17 protein-coding genes are annotated in these 22,363 nt (G+C 68.6%); 13 read left to right on the top strand and 4 right to left on the bottom strand.

The genetic code is table 11. The annotated features are described in order from the left end of the window. Positions 1 to 349: 349 nt before the first annotated feature. Together AC07PR_RS26075 and AC07PR_RS26070 are read right to left on the bottom strand one after the other, a co-directional pair. Entirely contained in the window at positions 350 to 3,037 is a 2,688-nt protein-coding gene (locus AC07PR_RS26075) for a TonB-dependent receptor (RefSeq protein WP_483108213.1), read from the bottom strand. Positions 3,038 to 3,371: 334 nt separating this feature from the next. Continuing rightward, positions 3,372 to 5,579 carry a malate synthase G gene (locus AC07PR_RS26070; protein ID WP_495137017.1) on the bottom strand — a complete coding sequence of 736 codons (2,208 nt, stop codon included), beginning with the start codon at positions 5,577 to 5,579 and terminating at the stop codon, positions 3,372 to 3,374. A 173-nt stretch (positions 5,580 to 5,752) separates the two neighbouring features. Here AC07PR_RS26070 and AC07PR_RS26065 point away from each other — a divergent pair, with 173 nt between their 5' ends. Beyond that, the gene (locus tag AC07PR_RS26065; RefSeq protein ID WP_377159126.1) at positions 5,753 to 6,679 is read left to right on the top strand and encodes a LysR family transcriptional regulator; all 927 of its coding nucleotides are present in this window, start codon (positions 5,753 to 5,755) and stop codon (positions 6,677 to 6,679) included. Then, complete coding sequence (locus AC07PR_RS26060) at positions 6,676 to 7,131, top strand: DUF2214 family protein (protein WP_377159127.1); 456 nt, start codon at positions 6,676 to 6,678, stop codon at positions 7,129 to 7,131. Before AC07PR_RS26065 ends, AC07PR_RS26060 begins: the two co-directional genes overlap by 4 nt. 120 nt (positions 7,132 to 7,251) lie before the next feature. Here AC07PR_RS26060 and AC07PR_RS26055 read toward each other — a convergent pair whose 3' ends face one another. Both AC07PR_RS26055 and AC07PR_RS26050 read right to left on the bottom strand, forming a co-directional pair. After that, entirely contained in the window at positions 7,252 to 7,581 is a 330-nt protein-coding gene (locus AC07PR_RS26055) for a PsiF family protein (RefSeq protein ID WP_377159128.1), read from the bottom strand. Positions 7,582 to 7,748: 167 nt separating this feature from the next. Continuing rightward, positions 7,749 to 9,131, bottom strand: coding sequence for a serine/threonine-protein kinase (locus AC07PR_RS26050; RefSeq protein ID WP_483108211.1), 1,383 nt, complete (start codon positions 9,129 to 9,131; stop codon positions 7,749 to 7,751). An 86-nt stretch (positions 9,132 to 9,217) separates the two neighbouring features. Between AC07PR_RS26050 and argS the strand changes: the two genes are divergently transcribed. The 11 genes from argS to AC07PR_RS25995 all read left to right on the top strand — a co-directional run bounded on the left by argS (position 9,218) and on the right by AC07PR_RS25995 (position 22,253). Next, positions 9,218 to 10,948, top strand: coding sequence for an arginine--tRNA ligase (gene argS, locus AC07PR_RS26045; RefSeq protein ID WP_495137016.1), 1,731 nt, complete (start codon positions 9,218 to 9,220; stop codon positions 10,946 to 10,948). Then, positions 10,945 to 11,619 carry an SPOR domain-containing protein gene (locus AC07PR_RS26040; protein WP_377159131.1) on the top strand — a complete coding sequence of 225 codons (675 nt, stop codon included), beginning with the start codon at positions 10,945 to 10,947 and terminating at the stop codon, positions 11,617 to 11,619. The genes argS and AC07PR_RS26040 overlap by 4 nt, the downstream gene beginning before the upstream one ends. Before the next feature lie 117 nt (positions 11,620 to 11,736). Continuing rightward, positions 11,737 to 12,417, top strand: a complete 681-nt coding sequence (locus tag AC07PR_RS26035) for a thiol:disulfide interchange protein DsbA/DsbL (protein WP_377159132.1) — start codon at positions 11,737 to 11,739, stop codon at positions 12,415 to 12,417. Between the two features lie 191 nt (positions 12,418 to 12,608). Then, on the top strand, positions 12,609 to 13,532 hold the full coding sequence (locus AC07PR_RS26030) for an SPFH domain-containing protein (protein ID WP_377159133.1): 924 nt from the start codon (positions 12,609 to 12,611) through the stop codon (positions 13,530 to 13,532). 19 nt (positions 13,533 to 13,551) lie between these two features. Next, positions 13,552 to 14,202: a hypothetical protein gene (locus AC07PR_RS26025; RefSeq protein ID WP_495137015.1), complete on the top strand. Its 651-nt coding sequence runs from the start codon at positions 13,552 to 13,554 to the stop codon at positions 14,200 to 14,202. Positions 14,203 to 14,220: 18 nt separating this feature from the next. Next, the gene (locus AC07PR_RS26020) at positions 14,221 to 14,493 is read left to right on the top strand and encodes a type II toxin-antitoxin system antitoxin (protein ID WP_483108207.1); all 273 of its coding nucleotides are present in this window, start codon (positions 14,221 to 14,223) and stop codon (positions 14,491 to 14,493) included. A gap of 66 nt (positions 14,494 to 14,559) precedes the next feature. Next, positions 14,560 to 15,198, top strand: coding sequence for a TetR/AcrR family transcriptional regulator (locus tag AC07PR_RS26015; protein WP_495137014.1), 639 nt, complete (start codon positions 14,560 to 14,562; stop codon positions 15,196 to 15,198). A gap of 354 nt (positions 15,199 to 15,552) precedes the next feature. Further along, positions 15,553 to 16,839: a solute carrier family 23 protein gene (locus AC07PR_RS26010; protein WP_431100738.1), complete on the top strand. Its 1,287-nt coding sequence runs from the start codon at positions 15,553 to 15,555 to the stop codon at positions 16,837 to 16,839. A gap of 98 nt (positions 16,840 to 16,937) precedes the next feature. After that, positions 16,938 to 19,133, top strand: a complete 2,196-nt coding sequence (locus AC07PR_RS26005; RefSeq protein ID WP_495137013.1) for a GGDEF domain-containing protein — start codon at positions 16,938 to 16,940, stop codon at positions 19,131 to 19,133. A gap of 65 nt (positions 19,134 to 19,198) precedes the next feature. Beyond that, positions 19,199 to 21,214, top strand: coding sequence for a GGDEF domain-containing protein (locus AC07PR_RS26000; RefSeq protein ID WP_495137012.1), 2,016 nt, complete (start codon positions 19,199 to 19,201; stop codon positions 21,212 to 21,214). Between the two features lie 46 nt (positions 21,215 to 21,260). Beyond that, the gene (locus AC07PR_RS25995; RefSeq protein ID WP_495137011.1) at positions 21,261 to 22,253 is read left to right on the top strand and encodes a Bug family tripartite tricarboxylate transporter substrate binding protein; all 993 of its coding nucleotides are present in this window, start codon (positions 21,261 to 21,263) and stop codon (positions 22,251 to 22,253) included. The last annotated feature ends 110 nt before the right edge of the window (positions 22,254 to 22,363 follow it).

Genomic DNA, 22,363 nt, shown 5'->3' with positions numbered 1-22,363 from the left:
GGTGTCGAGCGGCGGCGCTTGTGACGTCGCGCGAAACATGTCCGGACGACCTTGGTCCGCAGAATTGCGTGAAGGTCGCGTGAAAGAAGTGTCAATGACTGGAATTCGACAACCGGCGCGGGTTCCTACCAATTGAGGCAGTACCGATCCCCGGGAAACGGGGCATCCCCGGAAGGACCGATACCCCTGCATGACCGGCGTCACGGGTGACTTCCGGCCATGCAGGGGTATCGGCGGGCAATCCTCTCCCGAGGGTTGCCCGATTCATCATGCGCCCAACTCGTTGTTGAGTAGCAACAAACAGTATCCCGGCTGCCACAGGCAGCCGGAAGGGTTTGTCAGGGATTCATCAGAAACCGTACGCGGCGCGCACGAAGAAGGCCCGGCCCAGCGGGTCGGAGTACCGCGGGTCGTAACCACGCTGCGAGCGCGAGGATTGGTTGGAGAACGGCGGATCGGTATCGAACAGGTTCTTCACGCCCAGCGTCAGCGAGGTCGCCTTGCTGAACTTGTACGTGCCCGACAGGTCGACCAGCGTGTACGAGTCGACATTGCCGTAGAACGACGGGCCGCCCACGACGGTGGTCGGATCGTTCTGGTCGCGGTAGCCGGACTGGTGGCGGATCGCCAGGCGAGCGCCCCAGTTGTTCATCGCCCAGGCCGCCGACACGTTGTGCTTCCAACGGAACACCACGCTGCCGTCGTTGTAGACGCCCAGACGGGTCTTGAACGCGTCGGCCGGGCTGGTCTGGTAGTCGTACCGGTGGACGTAGGTCGCGTCGTAGCCGAGCGACAGGTTGCCGAAGCCACCCAGGCTCTGGCTGTAGGCAGCGCTCAGGTCCAGGCCGTCCGTCTTCACGCGGCCGATGTTCTCGTTGTGCGTGATCAGGTAGCCGATCGCCGGGCTGTTGGCCCACAGGCCGCCGCAGCGCTGCAGGTTGACCTGCTCGGCGGCGGGCAGCTGGTTGCAGCGGATGATGCGGTCGGCGTAGCGGGTCGCATTGGCCAGCATCGAGTCCACCGGCAGCACGTCGATCTGGTCGCGCAGCTTGATGTTCCAGTAGTCGACCGACAGCGTCAGCGCCTTCATCGGCTCGAAGACCGCACCCAGGGTGAAGGTCTTGGACTTTTCCGGCTTCAGGTTGGCGTTGCCGCCGTTCTGCACCTGGGGTTGCTGACCGCAATCGCGGCTGGCAATGCCCCCTGCCGAGGTGATCGGCTTGCCCTGCGCATCGCACAGCAGCGGGTCGTTCTTGGCGCCGGCCGTGAAGGTGACCGCCAGCGGTGCGTACAGGTCGTCCAGCGCGGGGGCGCGGAAGCCGGTGTTGTAGGACGAGCGGATCGCCAGTTCCTTCATCGGCTGGAAGCGCAGGCCGATCTTCGGATTGGTCGTGCGACCGGCGTCGGAGTAGTCGTCGGTGCGCAGCGCCAGCTGGACTTCGACCATCTTGTGCACCGGCAGCAGCAGTTCGACACCGATCGCCTTCACGTCGCGTTCGCCGCCGACATGGTTGGGCGAGCGGCCGGCCGACGGGATCGCCAGCACGACGGCGTCGTTGGTGTCGCTCTTGTAGAACTCCTTGCGGAACTCGGCGCCGATGGCGACCGCGGCGGGACCGCCGGGCAGGTCGAAGATCTCCTTGCTGACGCGGGCGTCGACGCTCTTGGTCGTGCCGAGCGCGTTGGCGAAGACGCCGGCGCGCTTGGCCTGCTGGATGATCGCCAGCTGGGCCGGCGTGGCTTCACCGAACGGGTTCAGGTTGCCGGCGGCGACTTGGGCGCGCACGAAGGGCGCGTTGACGTAGCCGTCGACGGCGGCGTCATTGGCGGTGCTGCGCGAATAGAGCGCGCCCAGCTTGTAGTCCCAGCCCAGGATCACGCCGGACAGGTCGGCCACCAGGCGTTGCGCCTCGGAATGCGCGCCGTTCGTGCGCGGACCCGCCGGCACCATGCGCCAGCCGACGCTGATCGGCTGGGTCAGGTTGATGCCGGGCGTGGTGCGCGGGAAGAAGGGGTTGCTCGGCTGCATCGTGATGCCGGTGACCGGATCCGGCGCAACGCGCGAGGTGTTGTCGTTCGTGGTCTGGGTGCCTTCGAGCGAGAACTGGTGGTTCTCGTTCAGCTTGAAGGTGAAGCGGCCGGCGAGGGTTTCCTGGTCGACGTCCGGGATGATGTCGATCGTCGAGCTGAAGTCGAAGATGCAGTTCGCGGCGTTGGTCGGGTTGGCGACCGACAACGGCGCCTGGCAGCCCGGCGCGCTGGGGTTGCCGCCGCCGGTGCCTTGCGTGAAGTTGCCCGGGAAGGTGGTGCCCGAGCTGCCGGCGACGCCGCGCTCGCGGATGATGCCGGTCTTGGAGAAGTCACGGTCCAGCGCGCGGACACGGTCCTGGCGACGCTTGTCGTAGGAAGCCCAGAAGTTGACGCGGTCCTTCTCCAGGTCGCCGAAGCCGACCGTGACGGACGCGCCTTCCTTCTTGCCGCCGTCCTCGCTGGGACGGGTCGCTTCCACCACGACCTGGCCGCCGCGGTAGCTGGTCTTGGTGATGAAGTTGATGACGCCGCCGATGGCGTCCGTGCCGTAGACGGCGGAGGCGCCATCGCGCAGCACTTCGACGCGGTCGATCACCGCGAAGGGGATCGAGTTCAGGTCCACCGCGGTGGCGCCGAAGGCGAAGGCCGTCATGCGACGGCCGTTCAGCAGCACGAGGGTCTTGTTGGTGCCCAGGCCGCGCAGGTTGGCGTAGGCCGCGCCGCCGGTGCTCGAACCGATGGAGTTGGAGCCCGTGCTGCTCGACTGGCTCGAGGCCAGCAGGTCGATGATCTGCTCGACGCTGGTCACGCCGGACTGGCGCAGTTCTTCCGCCTTGATGATGGAAATGGGCAGGGCGCCTTCATCGGCGATCGAGCGCTTGATGGCGGAGCCGGTGATCTCGATGCGTTCGAGCTGCGTGGCCGATTGGGCTTGCGCGGCGCCGATCGAAGCCGCAGCAATCGCGGTAGCGATGCAGACGCGGCGGAGTTGATGCGAAGGGGTCATGCCTGTTCCGTGAAATGGCAAAAATGATTGCTGAGCCGATGGGTTTTTGTCACCGGACACTGCGCGTAAGTGAAGAAACTTTAAGGAACAGGAAATGCCGCCCACCCCAGGGCCCTCCCCTAAGGGTTTCCCATGCTTGAAGGTTCATGTTTCGCCCTTTGCGGTATGTCGCAGGGCATGCGTATGCCGAAAGTCACTCGGGCTGGTTTTGCCGAAGTGCTGAAAGTGACAGGGCCGCAACGAGAAAAGCGGCCCGGAGGCCGCTTTCGCATGTGGAGACGTACGCCGCACGATGGCGGCGATACGCTGCAGATCGTTACCGTTGCCGCGTCATTCAGTGACCGGTGGCGTTGCCGGCGGCCTTGCGTTTCTGCCGCCACGCGTGCAGCAGCGGCTCGGTGTAGCCGCTCGGCTGCTCGCGTCCCTTGAACACCAGATCGAGCGCCGCCTGGTACGCCATGCTGTCCGGATGGCCGGCCATCGGTGCGTACAGCGGGTCTCCAGCGTTCTGGCTGTCGACAACGGCTGCCATCCGTTCGAATGTCGCCCGAACCTGTTGTTCGGTCACGACGCCGTGGTGCAGCCAGTTCGCCACGTGCTGGCTCGAGATGCGCAATGTCGCACGGTCTTCCATCAGGCCGATCTGGTTGATGTCCGGCACCTTCGAGCAACCGACGCCCTGATCGATCCAGCGCACCACGTAACCGAGGATGCCCTGGATGTTGTTGTCGAGCTCCTGCTGCTTCTCCGTGTCGCTCCACGACGGGGCCGCCGCCACGGGAATCGTGAGCAGGCGCTGGAGCAACTCGGCGCGATCGACGCCGGGCGCCTCGGCCTCGATCTGCTGCTGGACCTGCGCGACGTTGACCTGGTGGTAGTGCAGCGCGTGCAGCGTCGCGGCGGTCGGGCTGGGCACCCAGGCGGTGTTGGCGCCGGCCTTCGGATGGGCAATCTTCTGATCGAGCATCGCGGCCATCAGGTCGGGCATCGCCCACATGCCCTTGCCGATCTGGGCGCGGCCGCGCAGGCCGGCGCTCAGGCCCGTCAGCACGTTGTTGCGCTCGTAGGCCTGGATCCAGGCGCTGGCCTTCATGTCGCCCTTGCGCAGCATCGGACCGGCGAGCATCGCGGTGTGCATCTCGTCGCCGGTGCGGTCCAGGAAGCCGGTGTTGATGAAGGCGACGCGGCTCGGCGCCGCGGCGATGCAGGCCGCGAGGTTGACGCTGGTGCGGCGCTCCTCGTCCATGATGCCCAGCTTGACCGTCGAGGCCGGCAGGCCGAGCAACTGCTCGACACGACCGAACAGCTCGTTGGCGAAGCCGACCTCGGCCGGGCCGTGCATCTTCGGCTTGACGATGTAGATCGAGCCGCGGCGCGAGTTGCGCAGCCCCGAGCCCGAAAGCTGCTTCAGGTCGTGGATCGAGATGAGCGTCGTGATGACGGCGTCCAGGATGCCTTCGGGGATCTCGCGATCGCCGTCGAGCAGGATGGCCGGGTTCGTCATCAGGTGGCCGACGTTGCGGACGAACAGCAGCGAGCGGCCCGGCAGCACGACGTCGTCGCCGCCGCCGGCGGCCTTGTAGACGCGGTCCGGATTCAGTCGGCGGACGAAGGTCCGGCCGCCCTTGCTGACCTCCTCGGTCAGCGAGCCGCGCAGGATGCCCAGCCAGTTGCGATAAGCCAGCAGCTTGTCCTCGGCGTCGACGGCGGCGATCGAGTCCTCGAGGTCGAGGATGGTCGACAGCGCCGATTCCATCAGCACGTCCGAGATGCCGGCCGCGTCGCCCTTGCCGATCGTCGAGGTGCGATCGAACTGGATCTCGAGGTGGATGCCGTGGTGGCGCAGCAGGATCGCGGCCGGTGCCGCGGCATCGCCCAGATAGCCGATGAACTGGGCCGGATCGGCCAGCGCGACCGTGCGGCCGTCCTTCAGCGCAACGGACAGCGCGGTGCCGCTGACCGTGTAGCCCGTCGCGTCGGCGTGCGACGCGCCCGTCAGCGGCGCGGCCTGATCCAGCACCTGGCGCGCGAAGGCGATGACCTTCGCGCCGCGGACCGGGTTGTAGCCGCCGGCGCGCTCGGCGCCGTCGGTCTCGGGAATGACGTCGGTGCCGTAGAGCGCGTCATAGAGCGAGCCCCAGCGCGCGTTCGCCGCGTTGAGCGCGTACCGGGCATTCAGGATCGGCACCACCAGCTGCGGACCGGCCTGGATCGCGAGCTCGGCGTCCACGTTGGCGGTCGTCGCCTTCGGGTCCGCCGGCAGCGGCACCAGATAACCGATCTGCTTGAGGAAGGCCTGGTAGGCCGCCATGTCGGCGATCGGGCCAGGATGGGCGCGATGCCAGCCGTCGATCTCGGTCTGCGACCGGTCGCGCTCGGCCAGCAGCGCGGCGTTCTTCGCGGCCAGCTCGTGCGCCAGCGCGTCGAAGCCCTGCCAGAACGCGGCTGGCTCGACGCCGGTGCCCGGCAGCGCCTCGGTTTCGATGAAACGGGCCAGGGCGGCATCGACCTGGAGACGGTGGTGTTGGCTGCGTGCGGTCATGGCGACTCCCAAAGGCGGTTCAACGGTTCAGCGGTCCGTCGACTGTAGGACGTGCGGGGGTGCCGATTCATGTCGGCCCTGGTCGAAGATCCCTGACTTTTTTGCACAAATAACAACGCTCAGGGTCGTCATTCATTGCTCCGGGCGGCGCAACGGGCCAACAATCGTCGCCCATGGACCGCCTCAAACAGATCGAGTCCTTCGCCCTGGTCGCGACCAAGGGCAGCCTGACCGCCGCGGCGCAGGCCGAGGGCGTGGCGCCGGCGGTGATGGGTCGCCGCCTCGACGCGCTGGAGGCGCGGCTCGGGGTGAAGCTGCTGCTGCGCACGACGCGCAAGCTCACGCTGACGCACGAGGGGATCGCCTTCCTCGAGGACTGCCAACGCCTGCTTGCCGAGTTCGCCAGCGCGGAGGCCAGCGTCAGCGCCGGCGGCGTGAAGGCCAGCGGACACCTGCGCATCACCGCGCCGGCGGGCTTCGGCCGGCGCCACGTCGCACCGCTGGTGCCGGACTTCCTGTCACGGCATCCGGAGGTCAGCGTGTCGCTGAACCTCAGCGATCGCGTCGTCGACATCGTCAACGAGGGCTTCGACTGCGCGGTGCGTGTCGGCGACCTCAGCGATTCCAGCCTGATCAGCATGCGCCTGGCCGACAACCGACGCCTGTGCGTGGCCGCGCCGTCCTATCTGAAGCGCGCTGGCACGCCGAAGCATCCATCCGAGCTGATGCGGCACGAATGCCTGACGCTGAGTTCCGACGCGAGCCAGACGCGGGGTTGGGCCTTCCGCATCGACGGCCAGGTGCAGCACCTGCGGCCCAGTGGGCGGCTCGACTGCAGCGACGGCCAGGTGCTCCACGACTGGTGCCGGCAGGGACTCGGCCTGGCCTGGCGCAGTACCTGGGAAGTGGCCGCGGCACTGCGCGCGGGCGAACTGGTCAGCGTGCTCGACGACTTCGCCGCGCCGCCCAACGGCATCTTCGCCGTGCTGCCGCAGCGCAAGCACCTGCCGCTGCGGGTGAGGCTCTGGATAGACTTCCTGAAAGAGCACCACGGCAGCCCCGACTACTGGGCGCGTGCCTCCACTTGGGAGACCCCATGACACTCGAAGCCCTGCTCGCCGGCCTGCACATCGTGGCCATCCTCAGTCTGGTCGTGTTCCTGTCGAGCCAGGCGGCGCTGTGCCGCAGCGAATGGATGAATCCGGCCGTCGTGCGTCGGCTGTCGAGGCTGGACATGATCTACGGCATGACCGCGGTGGCAGTGCTGCTGACCGGCCTGGCCCGCACCTGGTGGGGCATGAAGGGCCTGGGCTGGTACTGGCACCAGCCGCTGCTGCACTTCAAGTTCGGGATGTTCGTCGTGATCGGGCTGATCTCGATCAAGCCGACGCTGACCTACCGGCGCTGGCTCAAGACGCTCGACGGCGGCGGCGGCCTGCCCAGCGAGACCGAGGTGCGCGCCACGCGCCGCCTCGTGATGATGCAGGCGCACCTGCTGATCCTGATCCCGATCGCGGCGGTGATGCTCGCGCGCGGCGTGCTGGTCAAGTAGCGCTCAGTCGGCGGAGGAACGCGGCGTCGCATTGGGATGCCCCGCCAGGCGCAGACCGGAGCCATGGCGGCGCCATGGCGAGGATCTGCAACGACGCGGGGCGCCCAATGCGGCGTCGCGTTACTTCGCCGAGAGGCATTCCTTCATGAACGCCTTGCGCGCATCGCCGGTCTTGCCCTTGGCGTCGGCATTGCAGGTCGTCATCTTGGTCTGCTGAGCGGTCTTCGCCGGACCCGAGGCGGTCTCGCCCTTCAGGCAGGCGCTCATGAAGGCCTTGCGCTCGTCGCCGGACTTGTCCTTGGCGTCGGCGTTGCAGCTCTTCATCAACTGCTGCTGCTTCAACTGCTTCTCGGACGGCGCCTTCTTCGCGTCGTCCGCGGCGTGCGCGCCCAGCGCGGCCAGGGCCAGCAAGGCACCGGCGAACAGCGAGGTCGGGGTCAGGTGTTTCATCACTCTCTCCTACGGGGCTACAGGGGGTTTGGGGAAGGACCTGTGCAGCAGTTGAGCATACGAACGAACCGCCCTCAAGTGCGGTTGACGTAGGTCAAGAAACCCGGTGACCGGAACCGGCTGACATCCATTCGACTCGCGCTTCCCGACGCGAGTCAGATGACCACTCACATGATCCGGCGCGGAGAAGCCAGCGCCTCATGGGCGAGATGGAGCCGCCTGACAAGAACCTGGATGAAAGCCCGGTCGAAGCGGTGCTGGCACTCGGGACTGAGCTGCCCCAGCGACTCCGGCGTGAAGGACACGGTTGTGCAAAGTTGGGTCACCCGGATGTCGGTGCTGTGGCGGCGCAGATCGGGATTCGGCGCCAGGTAGGCCATCTCGCCGACGGAGGTGCCGGTGCCCAGGGTCGCGACCAGCGCCTCGTCGCGCCAGACCTCGACCTCGCCCTGCGTGATGATGTGGAAGGTGTTCCCTTCCTGGCCCTTCTTGAACAGCAGGTAGTCGAGCGGATAGCGGCGCCAGCGCGCGCGCCGCACGACCTCCCAGAGCTCGACGTCGCCGAAGCCCGCGAAGAACTCCAGCCCGCGCAGCAGGTTGAAGCGCTCCGAGTCCTTCACCTCGTTGAGCCGCGCCAGCGGCACCAACTGCTTTGCGACCAGCTCCGACAGCGCCTGGCCGAAGGACTCCCAATCCGGGTAGCGCTCGGACGGGTGCTTGTAGAGCGCCCGCTGGATGACCGCGTCCAGTTCCGCCGTCACGCCGCCGCGCTGGCCCAGCAGCGGCTGCGGCGCCTGGTGGTAGATCTGATGCATCAGCGCCATCTGGTTGGGCGCGTCGAAGGGCGGCCGGCCGCTGACAAGGTGGTACAGCACGGCGCCCAGCGCATAGATGTCGGCCTGCGCGCCGACGTCGCCGCCCTCGATCTGCTCCGGCGGCATGTAGGCCAGCGAGCCGACGCGATGCACCTGCGTCATGTCCGCGTTGAGGTTGAGCGCGCTGCCGAAGTCGCTGACCTTGACGTCGGTGACCTGACCCTGGTTGTCGAGCACCGCCAGCAGGTTCGCGGGCTTGATGTCCCGGTGGACGACGCCCTGGCGGAAGACATACGACAGTGCCATCGCGCACTTGAAGCCGAGTTCGACGATCTGGTCCAGCGGCAGCAGCCGGTCGTTGCGGCAGAAGTGCTTCAGCGTGACGCCGTGGACGAACTCCATGACGAGATACGGCAGGTCGCCGTCCTGCACGGCGTCCAGGATCTGCACCACGTTCGGGTGCTGCAGCCGGCCGGCCAGCGCGGCCTCGGCGGCGAAGAAGCGGATGCTGAGCGTGTCTTCCTCGGTGCGGCCGCCGGCCGACCAGGTGCGCATGCGCTTGATGGCGACCTCCTGGCCCTTGAAGTCGTCCATCGCGAGGAAGACGTCGCTGGTCGCGCCTTCGCCCAGCCGTCTCAGCACGCGGTACTTGCCGATCTGCTCCGGCAGGTCGGCCAGTCCGCCGAGCGTCGAATCGGAAAAGGCGGAGGGACGGAGATCGTCGGAGGCGCTCATCGGAGGGCCATCCTGCCCCAGGGAGAGGGTGCGGGCAAGGGGGGCACACGGTCTCTTACAGGGGAGGTCCCCTAAAATGCGGCCCCATGATCCAAGCCAAGCAGGAATTGCTCGCCGCCCTCGGCACCGTGCTCCAGGGCCTGAGCCAGGAGGCCGTCGACGCCGGCCTCATCGCCGCCGCGCCCGCGGCCGCCTTCGAGAACCCCAAGCAAGCCTCCCACGGCGACTTCGCCTGTACCGCGGCGATGCAGCTGTCCAAGGCGCTGAAGAAGAACCCGCGCGAACTGGCGCAGACGCTGATCGCCCAGCTGCAGGCGCAGCCCGCGTTCGAGCGCTGGGTCGACGCGCTGGAGATCGCCGGCCCCGGCTTCATCAACATCCGCCTGAAGCCCGCGGCCCGGCAGGCCGTGGTCGGCGAAGTGTTCGCGGCGACCTCGCGCTTCGGCCATCAGCCGGCGCGCGACACGTCGGCGCTGGTCGAGTTCGTCTCCGCCAACCCGACCGGTCCGCTGCACGTCGGCCATGCGCGCCAGGCGGCGCTGGGCGATTCGCTCTGCCACCTGTTCGCGACGCAAGGCTGGAAGGTCAGCCGCGAGTTCTATTACAACGACGCCGGCGTGCAGATCGCGACGCTGGCGCAGTCCACGCAGTCGCGCCTGAAGGGCCTGAAGCCGGGCGATGCCGGCTGGCCCGAGTCGGCCTACAACGGCGACTACATCCAGGACATCGCCGACGCCTTCCTGCGCCAGGAGACGGTGAAGGCGGACGACCGCGAGTTCACCGCCTCCGGCGACATCGAGGACATCGACGGCATCCGCCAGTTCGCCGTGGCCTACCTGCGTCACGAGCAGGACCTGGACCTGCAGGCGTTCGGGCTGCGCTTCGACAACTACTTCCTCGAGTCCTCGCTGTACAGCGGCGGCCAGGTCGAGGACGCCGTGTCGCGCATCATCGCCAACGGCAAGACCTATGAAGACGGCGGCGCGCTGTGGCTGCGCTCGACCGATTACGGCGACGACAAGGACCGCGTGATGCGCAAGTCCGACGGGACCTTCACCTACTTCGTCCCGGACGTCGCGTACCACGTCAACAAGTTCAAGCGCGGCTTCTCCAAGTGCATCAACGTGCAGGGCAGCGATCACCACGGCACGATCGCCCGGGTGCGCGGCGGCCTGCAGGCCACCGGCGTCGGCATCCCGCCCGGCTTCCCCGACTACGTGCTGCACAAGATGGTCACGGTCATGAAGGGCGGCCAGGAGGTCAAGATCTCCAAGCGCGCCGGCAGCTACGTCACGCTGCGCGACCTGATCGACTGGACCAGCCGCGACGCGGTGCGCTTCTTCCTGATCAGCCGCAAGGCCGACACCGAGTTCGTCTTCGACATCGACCTCGCGCTCAAGGCCAACGACGAGAACCCCGTGTTCTACGTGCAGTACGCGCATGCGCGCATCTGCTCGGTGCTGCGCAAGGGTGCGGAGCAGGGTCATGACGAGGTGTCCGTGGCCGGCGCCGACCTGTCGCTGCTGACCGCGCCGACCGAGTCCGCGCTGATGCTCAAGCTGGCGGACTATCCCCGCATGCTGACGGCGGCGGCGCAAGACCTGGCCCCGCACGACGTCGCGTTCTATCTGCGCGACCTGGCCGGCGCGCTGCACAGCTACTATGGCGCCGAACGCGTGCTGGGCGACGACCCGGCCCTGACGCGCGCGCGCCTGGCGCTGCTGGCCGCGACGCGGCAGGTGATGCGCAACGCGCTGGCGGTGCTGGGGGTGTCGGCCCCGGACGCGATGGAACGTGACTCGCAGGAGCAGCAATGAGCAAAGAGAAGCAGCGCGGCGGATTCGCCATGGGCCTGATCGTGGGCCTGCTGCTGGGGCTGGGGATCGCGCTGGGCGTGGCCCTGTACGTGACGAAGGCCCCGGTGCCGTTCGTCAACAAGCTGCCGCAGCGCACCGCGGAGCAGGACGCCCAGGAAGCGGAACGCAACCGGAACTGGGACCCGAACGCGCCGTTGGCCGGCCGCGCCGGCGCGAAGGCCGCGTCGGGCGTGGTGACGCCGGCGGTGGCGCCGCCCGCGACCCAGCCGGCCCCGCAGGTCAGCACGGGCACGACGCCGGCACCGGCGGTCGAAGGCCGCCCGGTGGAACGCGCCCCTGCGGTTCAGCCGCAGGCCCAGAGCCAGATCCCGTCCGTCAAGCCGGAGCAGCGTCCCACCGAGCCGCGCGCCGACGGCGCGCGTCCCGACGGCTCGCGCGGCAGCTTCTTCGTCCAGGCCGGCGCCTACACGCGCATGGAAGACGCCGAGCAGCAGCGCGCCAAGCTGGCGATCCAGGGTTTCTCCGCCAAGGTCATGGAACGTGAGCAGTCCGGCCGTACCGTGTTCCGCGTCCGCCTGGGGCCCTTCGACACGCGTGACGAGGCCGAGGCGCAGCAGAAGAAGCTCGAGGGCGCCGGCGTCGAGGCCAACCTCGTGGCGATCCAGCGCTGAGCGCCTGAACGGTGTCCGTACCGCCTCCGTACAACGTTAATGCCGCTCTAAGTTTGACTTTCTAGGATGGCCGGCCGCTGCGGCGCCGGTCGAAGCGGAACCAACAAGGAATCGAAGATGAAGCGTCGCGAATTCAACGCCCTCACGGCCCTGTCGACCGCCGCGGGCGGTGGTGCGCTCCTGGCCGGCGCGCCGGCGCAGGCGCAGGGCGGCCCGGTCGAAGGTCGCCAGTACCAGCGCCTGGCCACGCCGGTGGCCGGCTCGGTGCCGGGCAAGGTCGAGGTGATCGAGTTCTTCTGGTACGGCTGCCCGCACTGCTACGTCTTCGAGCCGACGATCGAGGCCTGGGCCAAGCAGCTGCCCGCGGACGTGGTGTACCGCAAGATCCACGTGGCCTTCCGCGCCAACGTGAAGATCCACCAGCAGCTGTTCTTCACGCTGGAAGCGATGGGCAAGGAAGCGCAGGTCCGTCCGGCCATCTTCAACGCCATCCATCGCGGCAACCAGAGCCTGCTCGACGTGGAGGAGATGGCCAAGTTCCTGGCGCCGCTGGGCGTGGATCCGGCCAAGTTCAAGGAAACCTTCAAGTCCTTCACCGTGCAGTCCAAGTGCCAGCAGGCCGAGAAGCTGCAGAACCAGTACAACATCGATGGCGTGCCCAGCGTGGCGATCGGCGGGCGTTTCCTGACCTCGCCGGCGATGGCCGGATTCGGCCTGCGCGTCAGCGAGGAAGAGCTCGGCCAGCGTTGCATCGCCGTCGCCAACTACCTGCTGCCGCTGGCGCGCAAGGGCGCCTGAACGGCCTGATCGACGTACTGCCCCGGCGGCTGCCCCTCACCCCCGCCCTCTCCCGCGGTGCGGGAGAGGGCGTCCAGCCGGAGTCTTCAGTAAGCGCCCCTCGTGGGCGCTTTCTGCTTTTTCGGTGCCAGGACTTGCGCAACCGTGTGTCCGGGGCTTAAAGTGATATCACCTTTTTGGAGGAGTTGGTGATGAGCACGACCGCAGTCCCGAAAACCCCCCCGTTGCGCGCCGCGGCGCCGGCGACGATGGAGCGCCGCGCCGGGACGGCCAACGGCTACGCCGCGCTGCTGATCGGCCTGGGGCTGCTGGCCTTCGCCGTCTGGCGCGTCATCGCGTTTCGCCACGATGCGATCGACCTGACGCAGTTGACGCTGATCCTGGCGGGTCTGATCCTGCTGTCGGGCCTGTACATCCAGCAACCCAACGAGGCGCGCCTGTTGACGCTCTTTGGCCGCTATGTCGGCACCGACCGCGTGTCCGGCCTGCGCTGGACGATCCCGCTGTTCATGGCGAAGCGCCGTCTCTCGCTGCGCGCGCGCAACCTGGACGCGCCGACGCTGAAGGTCAACGACAAGCGCGGCAATCCGGTCGAGATCGGCGCGGCCGTGGTCTGGCGGGTCCAGGACACGGCGCGCGCGGTGTTCGAGGTCGACGACTTCGAGCAGTACGTCAGCATCCAGGCGGAGGCCGCGATCCGGCATGTCGCCTCGCAGTTCGCCTACGACGAGGGCGACGACATCGACAGCCAGGAGATCACGCTGCGCGCCGGCGCCGACGAAGTGATGGCCGCGATGATCGACGAACTGCAGGCCCGCCTCCAGCCCGCCGGCGTCAGCGTCGAGACGGCCATGCTGACCCACCTGGCCTATGCGCCGGAGATCGCGCAGGTGATGCTGCGCCGCCAGCAGGCCGAGGCCATCATCAGCGCCCGCAAGAAGATCGTGCACGGCGCGGTCAGCATGGTCGAGGAAGCGCTCAAGGGCCTGAGCGAGCGCGAGATCGTGCAACTCGACGATGAGCGCAAGGCGGCGATGGTGTCCAACCTGCTGGTGGTGCTGTGCTCCGACAAGGACACGCAGCCGATCATCAACGCGGGCACGCTCTACAACTGAGCGCGGCCAAGGAGCAGGCATGGCCACGACACCGCGGACATCACGCGCATCACGCACGCCATCGACCGGGACCTCCGCGGAGACGGTCATCCCGTCGAAGCAGGGCGGCTGGAGCCCCTGGCGGGCCTTGTTCCTCGCGTGCTGGGGCGCGCACCTCTCGTTCATCCTGTTGTCCGCCGATTCGTTGCCGGCCGTCGTGGTGGATCCTTCCCACGGGGGCAAGACCTGGAGCCGGGACGCCTATCTGGCGATCTCGCTCGGCATGGGTGTTTTCGTGCCCGCGATGTGCACCTGGGGCGTGACCTTCATCGCCCGGCACTTCACCGGTGCGCTGAACATGCCGAACAAGGACTACTGGATGGCGCCGGAGCGCCGCGCGTCGACGCTCGCCACGCTGGGCCGGTTGATGTGGTCGCTGGGATTGCTGATCGTGCTGGCGCAGGCCGGATCGACCGTGATGGTGCTGGCCTCGGTGATGCATTGGCCACTGGACGCCGGGATCCCCATCGCCGGCGGGGTGCTGTGGGTCGTGGCGATGGTGGCCTGGGTGGGCGTGGTGCTGCGGACCTTCCGCCTGCCCGAGCGGCCATCGATGTCGACGACGTCGTCGGCGGCGCCGCACGGCATCCGTCAAAGACCGCGCACCCCCCACCGCCGTCCCGGGCGCTGACGACGGAGCGACGCAGCGATGGGCAGTCCCGGCAAGAAGCAGTTTCCGCTGCGCCTCGATCCCGCGTTGTGGGAGGAGATCGAGCGGCTGGCCGCGGTCGAGCTGCGTTCGTCCAACGCGCAGATCGAGCTGCTGCTGCGCGAGGCCCTGAAGCGCCGCGGCATCAAGCCTGCGCTCTCGCCCACGCCACGTCGCGGTCGCCCGCCGGCGGTCGACGCGGACGCCGACGCCAGCGGCGGCAGGGCGAGCGACGAGGCCCCTGGTCATCCTGGCGACCACGCGGACGAATAACCCGTCCGCTGTCCCCGCCATCGTGGTGAGCAGCGAACTTCGCACGACCGTGCTAAATTGCGCTTCATGGAAGCCAAGACCGCCCGCAGCGAACTGACGCAGAGCGCCATCGTCGATGTCGCGCTGGAGATGGCGCGCCTGGACGGTCTGGACAGCCTGTCGATCGGCGAGGTGGCCAAGCGGCTGAACCTGTCCAAGAGTGGCGTGTTCTCGCGCATCGGCTCGCGCGAGGCCTTGCAGGCCGCGGTGCTGGATGCGTTCGAGAAGATCTTCCAGCAGGAGGTCATCCTGCCGGCGCTGCGTGAGCCGCGTGGCCTGCCGCGGATGGACGCCATGGTGCGTGCCTGGCTGAACCGCGTCGACGGACCGCATGGCAACTGCCTGTACGTCGCCGGCGCCTTCGAATACGACGACCGCGACGACGTGATGCGCGATCACCTGCTGGACGGCGTGCGACGCTGGCGCGGGACGCTGCGACGCACGCTGCTGCAAGCGCAGGACGCCGGCCAGCTGCGCGCCGATGCCGACCTGGATCAGTTGATCTTCGAGCTCGACGGCCTGTTCACCGCGCTGGTCCGCGAGGTGCGTTTCCTGCGCACGCCGGACGCCGTCGATCGGGCCTGGACCAGCTACCGCCGCCTGATGGCGCCGGCGCTGGTCGCGGGCGATCCGCCCACCCCCGTTTCCCCCGTTTCCTCCGTCTGAGGCTGCCGACCATGAACCGCCTCATCCGCATCGTTTCCACAAATTTCGCACGACCGTGCGAAGTCGTTTGCGGCGTGCGCCGCGACGCCTCTTTATGACCTTCAAGGAGTCGATCATGACCATCCTGTTGATCCTGAGCCTGCTGTCCGGTGGCGCGCTGTGGCGTGCCTGGGCGTCCTGGCGCCGCCTGCTGCGGCAGCTGCCGCGGCGCAATCGCGACATGGTGCTGTTCTGATCCCGCGCCGCGAGGACGCCGATCCGCCGTCGGCCGACCACCCGGTCACGGGATAAGCCGGAGTGGCGATGCCATGAGCGCTCCTTACACTCGATGGCTTGTCCCATTGAGGAAAGTCCATGGCGTGGTTGATGCGCTGGCGGCCCGTGACCGTCGGCCCCGAGAAGGCGATTGCTCCCGATGAACGCCTGTCCTGGCCGCAGACTGCGGCGCTCGGCCTGCAACATGTGATCGCCATGTTCGGCGCCACCGTGCTGGCGCCGCTGTTGATGGGCTTCGATCCCAACGTCGCCGTGCTGATGAGCGGCGTGGGCACGCTGCTCTTCTTCTTCCTGACCGGCGGCCGCGTGCCGAGCTACCTCGGCTCGAGCTTCGCGTTCATCGGCGTGGTCATCGCCGCGACCGGCTATGCCGGCAGCGGTCCCAATCCCAACCTGCCGCTCGCGCTGGGCGGCATCATCGCCTGCGGTGTGCTGTACACCGCCATCGGCCTGCTGGTGTCGGCCACCGGCAGCGGCTGGGTCGAGAAGTTGATGCCACCGGTCGTGACCGGCGCCGTGGTCGCAGTGATCGGGCTGAACCTCGCGTCGGTGCCGATCAAGAACATGGCGCCGACGCCTTTCGACGCCTGGATGCAGGCGGCGACCTTCGTCAGCGTCGCCGTGGTCGCGGTCTTCGCGCGCGGCATGCTGCAACGGCTGCTGATCCTCGCCGGCCTGATCCAGGCCAGCCTGATCTACGCGCTGCTGACCAACGGCTTCGGCCTGGGCGCCCCGATCGACCTGTCCAAGGTCGCGGCGGCGGCATGGATCGGCTTGCCGCAATTCCATGCCCCGGTCTTCGATGGCGCCGCCATGCTGATGATCGCGCCGGTCGCGCTGATCCTGGTCGCGGAGAACCTGGGCCACCTGAAGGCGGTCGGCGCGATGACGGGCCGCGACATGACGCCCTTCCTCGGTCGCGCGTTCATCGGCGACGGCCTCGCGACGATCGCCAGCGGCGCTGTCGGCGGCACCGGCGTCACGACCTACGCCGAGAACATCGGCGTGATGGCCGCGACCCGCATCTATTCGACGGCGGTTTTCGTCTTCGCGGCATTGATGGCGCTGGCGCTGGGCTTCTCGCCGAAGTTCGGCGCGCTGATCCAGGCCATCCCGCTGGCCGTGATGGGCGGCGTCAGCATCGTCGTGTTCGGGCTGATCGCGATCGCGGGCGCCCGCATCTGGGTGGACCACCAGGTCGACTTCCGCGACCCGCGCAACCTGATGGTGGCCGCGATCACGCTGGTGATCGGCACGGGCGACTTCACGTTGAAGCTGGGTGGGTTTACCCTGGGCGGCATCGGAACTGCCACCTTCGGCGCGATCCTGCTGCATGCGCTGCTCCGGCGCGGCCGCACGGACTGACCCCAACGCCGCATGCACGAGCGCGAACTCGTGCACGCTTCACCTGTTCAACAGGGTTGGACCTCAAGTAACGAGACATACAACTCGACATCAGCACGATGAGCAAGGTTGGGGTGTTGCGAGCAGCGGTGACAGCAGGGTCGTCGGCGGGCGTGGCCGATGGACGCCTGCGTCCGCCCGCCCGCCGCTCGGCGTCCTTCATTCGCCTGGTGCTCCCGGCGCTTCCGGATCTCTGTGCAACGGCGCTGGCGCTGGCGGTGAGCCTCGCGCTGCTGTCCGGCTGCGGGCCCGGGGACGGCGCCGGATCGCGCGGCAGCGCCGCCTCGGCCGGGTCCGCCGGACCGGCCATGCAGGATCGCGCGCTGCAGGCCGAACTCGAACAGCAGGAGCGCGTCGGTCAGGCCCATCCCCGCGAGCATGTGCGGGAACTGCAAGCCATCGAGGCGCGCGCCCCGGTGGGCAGCGCCGAGCGGCTGGAAGCGCTGAGCCAGCGCGCGGCGCTGCTCGCGCAATTGCGCGACCGCAGCGGTCATGAGGCGGCGCTCGAGCAGCTCAAGGCCTGGCCCGAGGCCGCGCCGACGCGGGGGCAGATTCCGCTGGCGCTGATGCTGGCGCGCGCGCAATGGCTCAAGGCGAACGGTGAACTGGGTGCGGGCGTGCGGCTGCTGGGCGGGCTGTCCGACATCGACGCCGCCACCGCCGACCGCCGCATGATGTGGCGCGCGACCGAGTTGCGCGCCTACATCCAGGGCGATTACGGCGAGGTCGACGCGGCGGTCGAGAGCGGACTGAAGGCGCTGGATCAGGCACGCGCCATGGAATCGCGCTGGCGCGCCGCGACCACCGAGGCGACCCTCGCCTTCAACTACTACCGCAGCCAGCAGATCGACCATGCCAAGCGCACCGCGCGCGACGCGTTGCAGGCCGCGCAGCAGGATCCCGACCCGGTGCTGCTGTACTCGGTCCACACGATCCTGGGCATCGTGTACTCGCAGGACGAGGATCCGAAGTTCAGCCAGCAGGCCCGCGAGCAGGCGCTGCAGTACGCCCGCGAGGCGCAGGCCCAAGGCCTTCAGGCGCTGGCGCTGGGCAACCTGGCGGACTACGAACTGCGCAGCGGCAACTACGCGCGGGCCCTGGAGATGTCGACGCAAAGCCTGGCACTGGCGCACGAGAGCGGCGACATCTCGACCGAGATCCTGGCACGGCACAACTCGGGCATCGCCAAGATCGGCCTGCGCAAGCTGGAGGAGGGGAAGCGCGACGTGCTGCAGGCCATCACGATGGATGCCCAGCGCGAGGCCGGCAGCTACACGGCCGAGTCGTGGCTCGAGCTTGGCATCTACCTGGAGAAGTTCGACGACCTGCCCGGCGCGATCGCGGCCTTCCATCAATCGCGCAAGGAATTCGACGAGGTGCTGCGCGACGAGACCCGCAAGGCCGTGCTCGAGGCGCAGGCGCGCTTCGAGGACCAGCAGCGCCAGCGGGAGATCCGGCTGCTCAACCAGGACAACAGCCTCAAGGCCGAGCAGATCCGCACGCGGGACCTGCAGCTGAAGCTGTGGGCGGAGGTCGGCGGCTGCGTGCTGCTGTCCGGCGCGCTGCTGGCGCTGGCCTATCGGCGCATCCGGCGCACGAACGCGGCGCTGGCGCAGACCAACGAATCGCTGCGCGTGCAGAGCGAGCGCGATCCCTTGACGGGACTGGCGAACCGGCGTCACTTCCAGCAGGCCATCGCGTCGCGCACCCGCGAGGGCGGGCTGCGCGGCAGCCTGTTCCTGATCGACATCGACCACTTCAAGCGCATCAACGACCAATGGGGCCATGCGGCGGGCGACACCGTGCTGGTCGAGGTCGCGCGCCGTTTGCGCGGCGTGCTGCGCGAGCAGGACCTGGTCGTGCGCTGGGGCGGCGAGGAGTTCCTGATCCTGGTGAATTCCGAGGCCACCGAGGATGCGCGCCAGCTCGGCCAGCGCCTGCTGGACCAGATGGGCGGCCAGCCCGTCGACCACGGCGCGCTGCGCATCCCGATCAGCGCGTCCATCGGCTTCGCGAGCTTCCCGATGGCGCCGCAAGACCTGACCCTGGAATGGGAGCGCGCCATCGATCTCGTCGACACCGTGATGTACATGGCCAAGGCGCACGGCCGCAACAAGGCCTACGGTGTGGCGGCGATGCAGGCGCGCGACCGGGATCAGCTGCTGGCACTGGCCGGGCGCATCGAGTCCGCCTGGCACCAGGGGCAGGTGCAGCTGGTCAGCCTGCTTGGCCCGACGCAGGAGCCGCGCGCATGAGGACAGGGTTCCGCGCCTGCTTGATGACTGCCGGGACGGCCCGGACGGCCCGGACGGCCGCCAGGATGGCCGTCCTGACGACCGTCCTGCTGGGCCTGGGTGCGACCCAGTCGCGCGCGGAGATCCCCGACCGCGCGCTGGATGCGCAACTCGCGCAGCTGGACCGCTTCGGCTACAACGAGCCGGGCAAGGCGGGCCAGCAACTGCGCGCGCTGCTCGCGGAGCCGGCGCATGCGCCACATCGTCTCCACATCGAGTACACGCTGGGTCGCAACGCGGTGCAGGCCGGGCGTCCCGAGGAGGTGCGCCGCATTGCCCGCGAACTGGAGGCCAAGCCTGGCGGGCGGCCGCTGTCGCGCATGCTGCTGGCCGAGCTGCAGGATCGGCAGGGCCAGACCGGTCGCTCCGGCGAGATGGCCCAGCTGGCGCTGGATGAATTGGCGCCGGCCTGTGCGTCCGCGTCGGCGTCGACGATTCCACCTGGCTGCGATGCGCGCGTGATGATCCAGGCCCTGCGGCTGATCGCCCGGGCCCAGGGCGCGCGCGGCGAGTACGCCTTCGCCGAGACCTCGTTGCGGCGCGCGTTGGCGCTGGCCCAGGCGATCCAGGACCACAGCGTGACCGGCACGATGATGGGATCGCTGGCGGTCAACAGCCAGGTGAGGGACGAGTCCACGGCGGCCCAGCAATGGATGGCGCAGGCGTGGCAACTCGCGCAGGGCGACGTCTCGGCGATGAGCCGCGCGAAGATGGTCGAGTCGATGGTCGCGTCCCGGCGCGGGGACCGGACGACCCAGCTGGCCGCGCTGGAAGATGCGCTGCGGCTCGCCGAGCAGGCGGGCGGCCGGCGCGATGTCGCGCTGCTGCAGAACAACCTGCTCGACGCCTACATCCATACCAACCAGTCCGCCAAGGCCGTGCAGCTCGCGCGACTGGCGCTGCCCGTGGTGCAGTCCTACAACGACCAGACGGTCGAGCGCACGCTGCGCCACAACCTGTCGGTGGCGCTGGTCCAGCAGCGGCAGTTCGAGGCGGCGCGGCGCGAGATCGCACGGGTCCTCGAGCTCGCGCAGGGCGACTTCGATCCCGTGCGTCGCGCGCTGCAGCTGCGGGAACTGGGCGAGGCTTACGCCAAGGTCGGTCAGGCCAAGGAAGCGCTGCGGCTCTATCACGAGGAACGCGCGCTCAGCGCGGACACGGCGCGCCGCAACCGCGAGTCCTCCTTGCAGCAGCTGCGGCTGAAGTACGACAGCGAGGCCAAGCAGCGCGACCTGGAACTGCTGCGCCGCGAGCAGACGCTCAAGGACCGCGAGCTCGGCAACCGCCGGCTGGCGCAGTACGTCGGCGTCGGGCTGGCGGCGCTGCTCGGGCTGTCGCTGATCCTGATGGGCGTGATGCTGGCGCGGGTGCGCGAGGCCAACCGCAAGCTCAAGGCCAACCAGAGCCTGCTGCGCGCGGCGAGCGAGCGCGATCCGCTGACGGACCTCGCCAACCGCCGGCACTTCCTCGCGGTCATGGACCGCCATGCGAAGGACATGTTCACCGGCGCGCTGCTGATGATCGACATCGATCACTTCAAGCACGTCAACGATCGCCACGGCCATGCGGCCGGGGACGCCGTCATCATCGAGGTTTCCCGGCGCATCGCGCAGGCGGTGCGGGCGGAGGACCTGGTGGTGCGCTGGGGCGGGGAGGAGTTCCTGGTCTTCGCGCGCAATGTCGCGCCGGACCAGCTGCAGCTGCTGGCCGAGCGCGTCCTGTTCATCGTCGGCGAGGCGCCGGTGCAGACGGCGGCGGGGCCGCTGCGGGTGACCTGCTCGATCGGCTTCGCGCATTTCCCGCTGCCGCCGGCGCAGCTCGCGCTCCACTGGGAGCAGGCCGTCAACTGGGCCGACATGGCGCTGTACACGGCCAAGTCGCAAGGGCGCAACCGCGCGCGCGGCATCGTCACCGTCGAGGCCGGTGACGCGCAGGCGCTGATCCAGATCGAGGCCGACTTCGACGCGGCCTGCAGCTCGGAGCGCGTGCAGCTCCAGACCATCCTGGGCCCGGAGTCGCCCGAGGTGCCCGGCGCGGACTAGTCACCCATACTGGGGCGGCCAAGATCACAACATCGGAGACGCCCCCATGAGCCTGAACCGCCGCGCGCTGCTCGCGCTGTCGTCCACTGTCTGGCTGCCGGAACTCGTCCGCGCGCAAGCGGCCTGGCCCTCGCGCCCGCTGCGCATCGTCGTGCCGTTCCCGCCGGCGGGCACCACCGACCTCCTCGCCCGCGCGATGGCTCCCGAGCTGCAGAAGGCGCTCGGCCAGCCGGTCGTCGTGGAGAACAAGCCGGGCGCCGGGGGCAACACCGGCTCCGCCGACGTGGCCCATGCGACCGATGGGCACTCGCTGCTGATGGGCACCGTGGGCACGCATGCGATCAACCAGTCGCTGTATCCGAAGATGCCTTTCGATCCGGTCAAGGACTTCGCGCCCATCACGCTGGTCGCGGCCGTGCCCAACGTGCTGGTCATGAATCCGGCGAACGCGCAGAAGTACGGCATCAACAGCGTGGCCGACCTGGCCCGTGTGGCCAAGGCCAACCCGGGCAAGCTGAACATGTGCTCCAGCGGCAACGGCACCTCCATCCATCTGGCGGGGGAGTTGTTCAAGAGCCTGACCGGCACCTACATGATCCACTTCCCGTACCGCGGCTCGGGGCCGGCGCTCCTGGACCTGATGGGCGGGAACATGGACCTGATGTTCGACAACCTGCCCTCGGCGCTGCCGCACATCAAGTCCGGCAAGCTGAAGGCGATCGCGGTGACCAGCGCGAAGCGCAGCGAGGCGCTGCCTGACCTGCCGACGATCGCCGAGAGCGGCGTGCCGGAGCTGAAGGCCTTCGAGGCCTCGTCATGGTTCGGATTGCTGGCGCCGATCTCTCAGCCGGCCGATCAGGTCGCGCGCGTGCAGCGCGAGGTCGCCAAGGCCCTGTCCACGCCCGTGATCAAGGAGCGCATGGCCGCGCAAGGCGCGGTCCCCGGCGGCGGCACGAGCGCGGAGTTCGCCGCGCTTATCGCTCGCGAGACGACCAAGTGGGCGAAGGTGGTCAAGGCATCGGGCGCGAAGGTCGACTGAACGCGTCTAGGCGATGGCGCCCCTCGACCCGAAGCCGGCGCTGCCGGTGCCCCTCAGAGCGAATGCCGAGCGTGAGGAGGCGATTGAGCGGCGAGGGGCACCGGCAGCGC

Source organism: Roseateles sp. GW821-FHT09H11 (assembly GCF_059415845.1).
The sequence above is the reverse complement of the archived record's forward strand: the minus strand, read 5'-3'. Positions and strand labels throughout refer to the sequence as shown.

Bases quoted from the DNA above. Each gene is read 5' to 3' on its own strand.
- AC07PR_RS26075 (WP_483108213.1), bottom strand. From the start codon at position 3,037: ATGACCCCTTCGCATCAACTCCGCCGCGTCTGCATCGCTACCGCGATT.
- AC07PR_RS26070 (WP_495137017.1), bottom strand. From the start codon at position 5,579: ATGACCGCACGCAGCCAACACCACCGTCTCCAGGTCGATGCCGCCCTG.
- AC07PR_RS26065 (WP_377159126.1), top strand. From the start codon at position 5,753: ATGGACCGCCTCAAACAGATCGAGTCCTTCGCCCTGGTCGCGACCAAG.
- AC07PR_RS26060 (WP_377159127.1), top strand. From the start codon at position 6,676: ATGACACTCGAAGCCCTGCTCGCCGGCCTGCACATCGTGGCCATCCTC.
- AC07PR_RS26055 (WP_377159128.1), bottom strand. From the start codon at position 7,581: ATGAAACACCTGACCCCGACCTCGCTGTTCGCCGGTGCCTTGCTGGCC.
- AC07PR_RS26050 (WP_483108211.1), bottom strand. From the start codon at position 9,131: ATGAGCGCCTCCGACGATCTCCGTCCCTCCGCCTTTTCCGATTCGACG.
- argS (WP_495137016.1), top strand. From the start codon at position 9,218: ATGATCCAAGCCAAGCAGGAATTGCTCGCCGCCCTCGGCACCGTGCTC.
- AC07PR_RS26040 (WP_377159131.1), top strand. From the start codon at position 10,945: ATGAGCAAAGAGAAGCAGCGCGGCGGATTCGCCATGGGCCTGATCGTG.
- AC07PR_RS26035 (WP_377159132.1), top strand. From the start codon at position 11,737: ATGAAGCGTCGCGAATTCAACGCCCTCACGGCCCTGTCGACCGCCGCG.
- AC07PR_RS26030 (WP_377159133.1), top strand. From the start codon at position 12,609: ATGAGCACGACCGCAGTCCCGAAAACCCCCCCGTTGCGCGCCGCGGCG.
- AC07PR_RS26025 (WP_495137015.1), top strand. From the start codon at position 13,552: ATGGCCACGACACCGCGGACATCACGCGCATCACGCACGCCATCGACC.
- AC07PR_RS26020 (WP_483108207.1), top strand. From the start codon at position 14,221: ATGGGCAGTCCCGGCAAGAAGCAGTTTCCGCTGCGCCTCGATCCCGCG.
- AC07PR_RS26015 (WP_495137014.1), top strand. From the start codon at position 14,560: ATGGAAGCCAAGACCGCCCGCAGCGAACTGACGCAGAGCGCCATCGTC.
- AC07PR_RS26010 (WP_431100738.1), top strand. From the start codon at position 15,553: ATGGCGTGGTTGATGCGCTGGCGGCCCGTGACCGTCGGCCCCGAGAAG.
- AC07PR_RS26005 (WP_495137013.1), top strand. From the start codon at position 16,938: ATGAGCAAGGTTGGGGTGTTGCGAGCAGCGGTGACAGCAGGGTCGTCG.
- AC07PR_RS26000 (WP_495137012.1), top strand. From the start codon at position 19,199: ATGGCCGTCCTGACGACCGTCCTGCTGGGCCTGGGTGCGACCCAGTCG.
- AC07PR_RS25995 (WP_495137011.1), top strand. From the start codon at position 21,261: ATGAGCCTGAACCGCCGCGCGCTGCTCGCGCTGTCGTCCACTGTCTGG.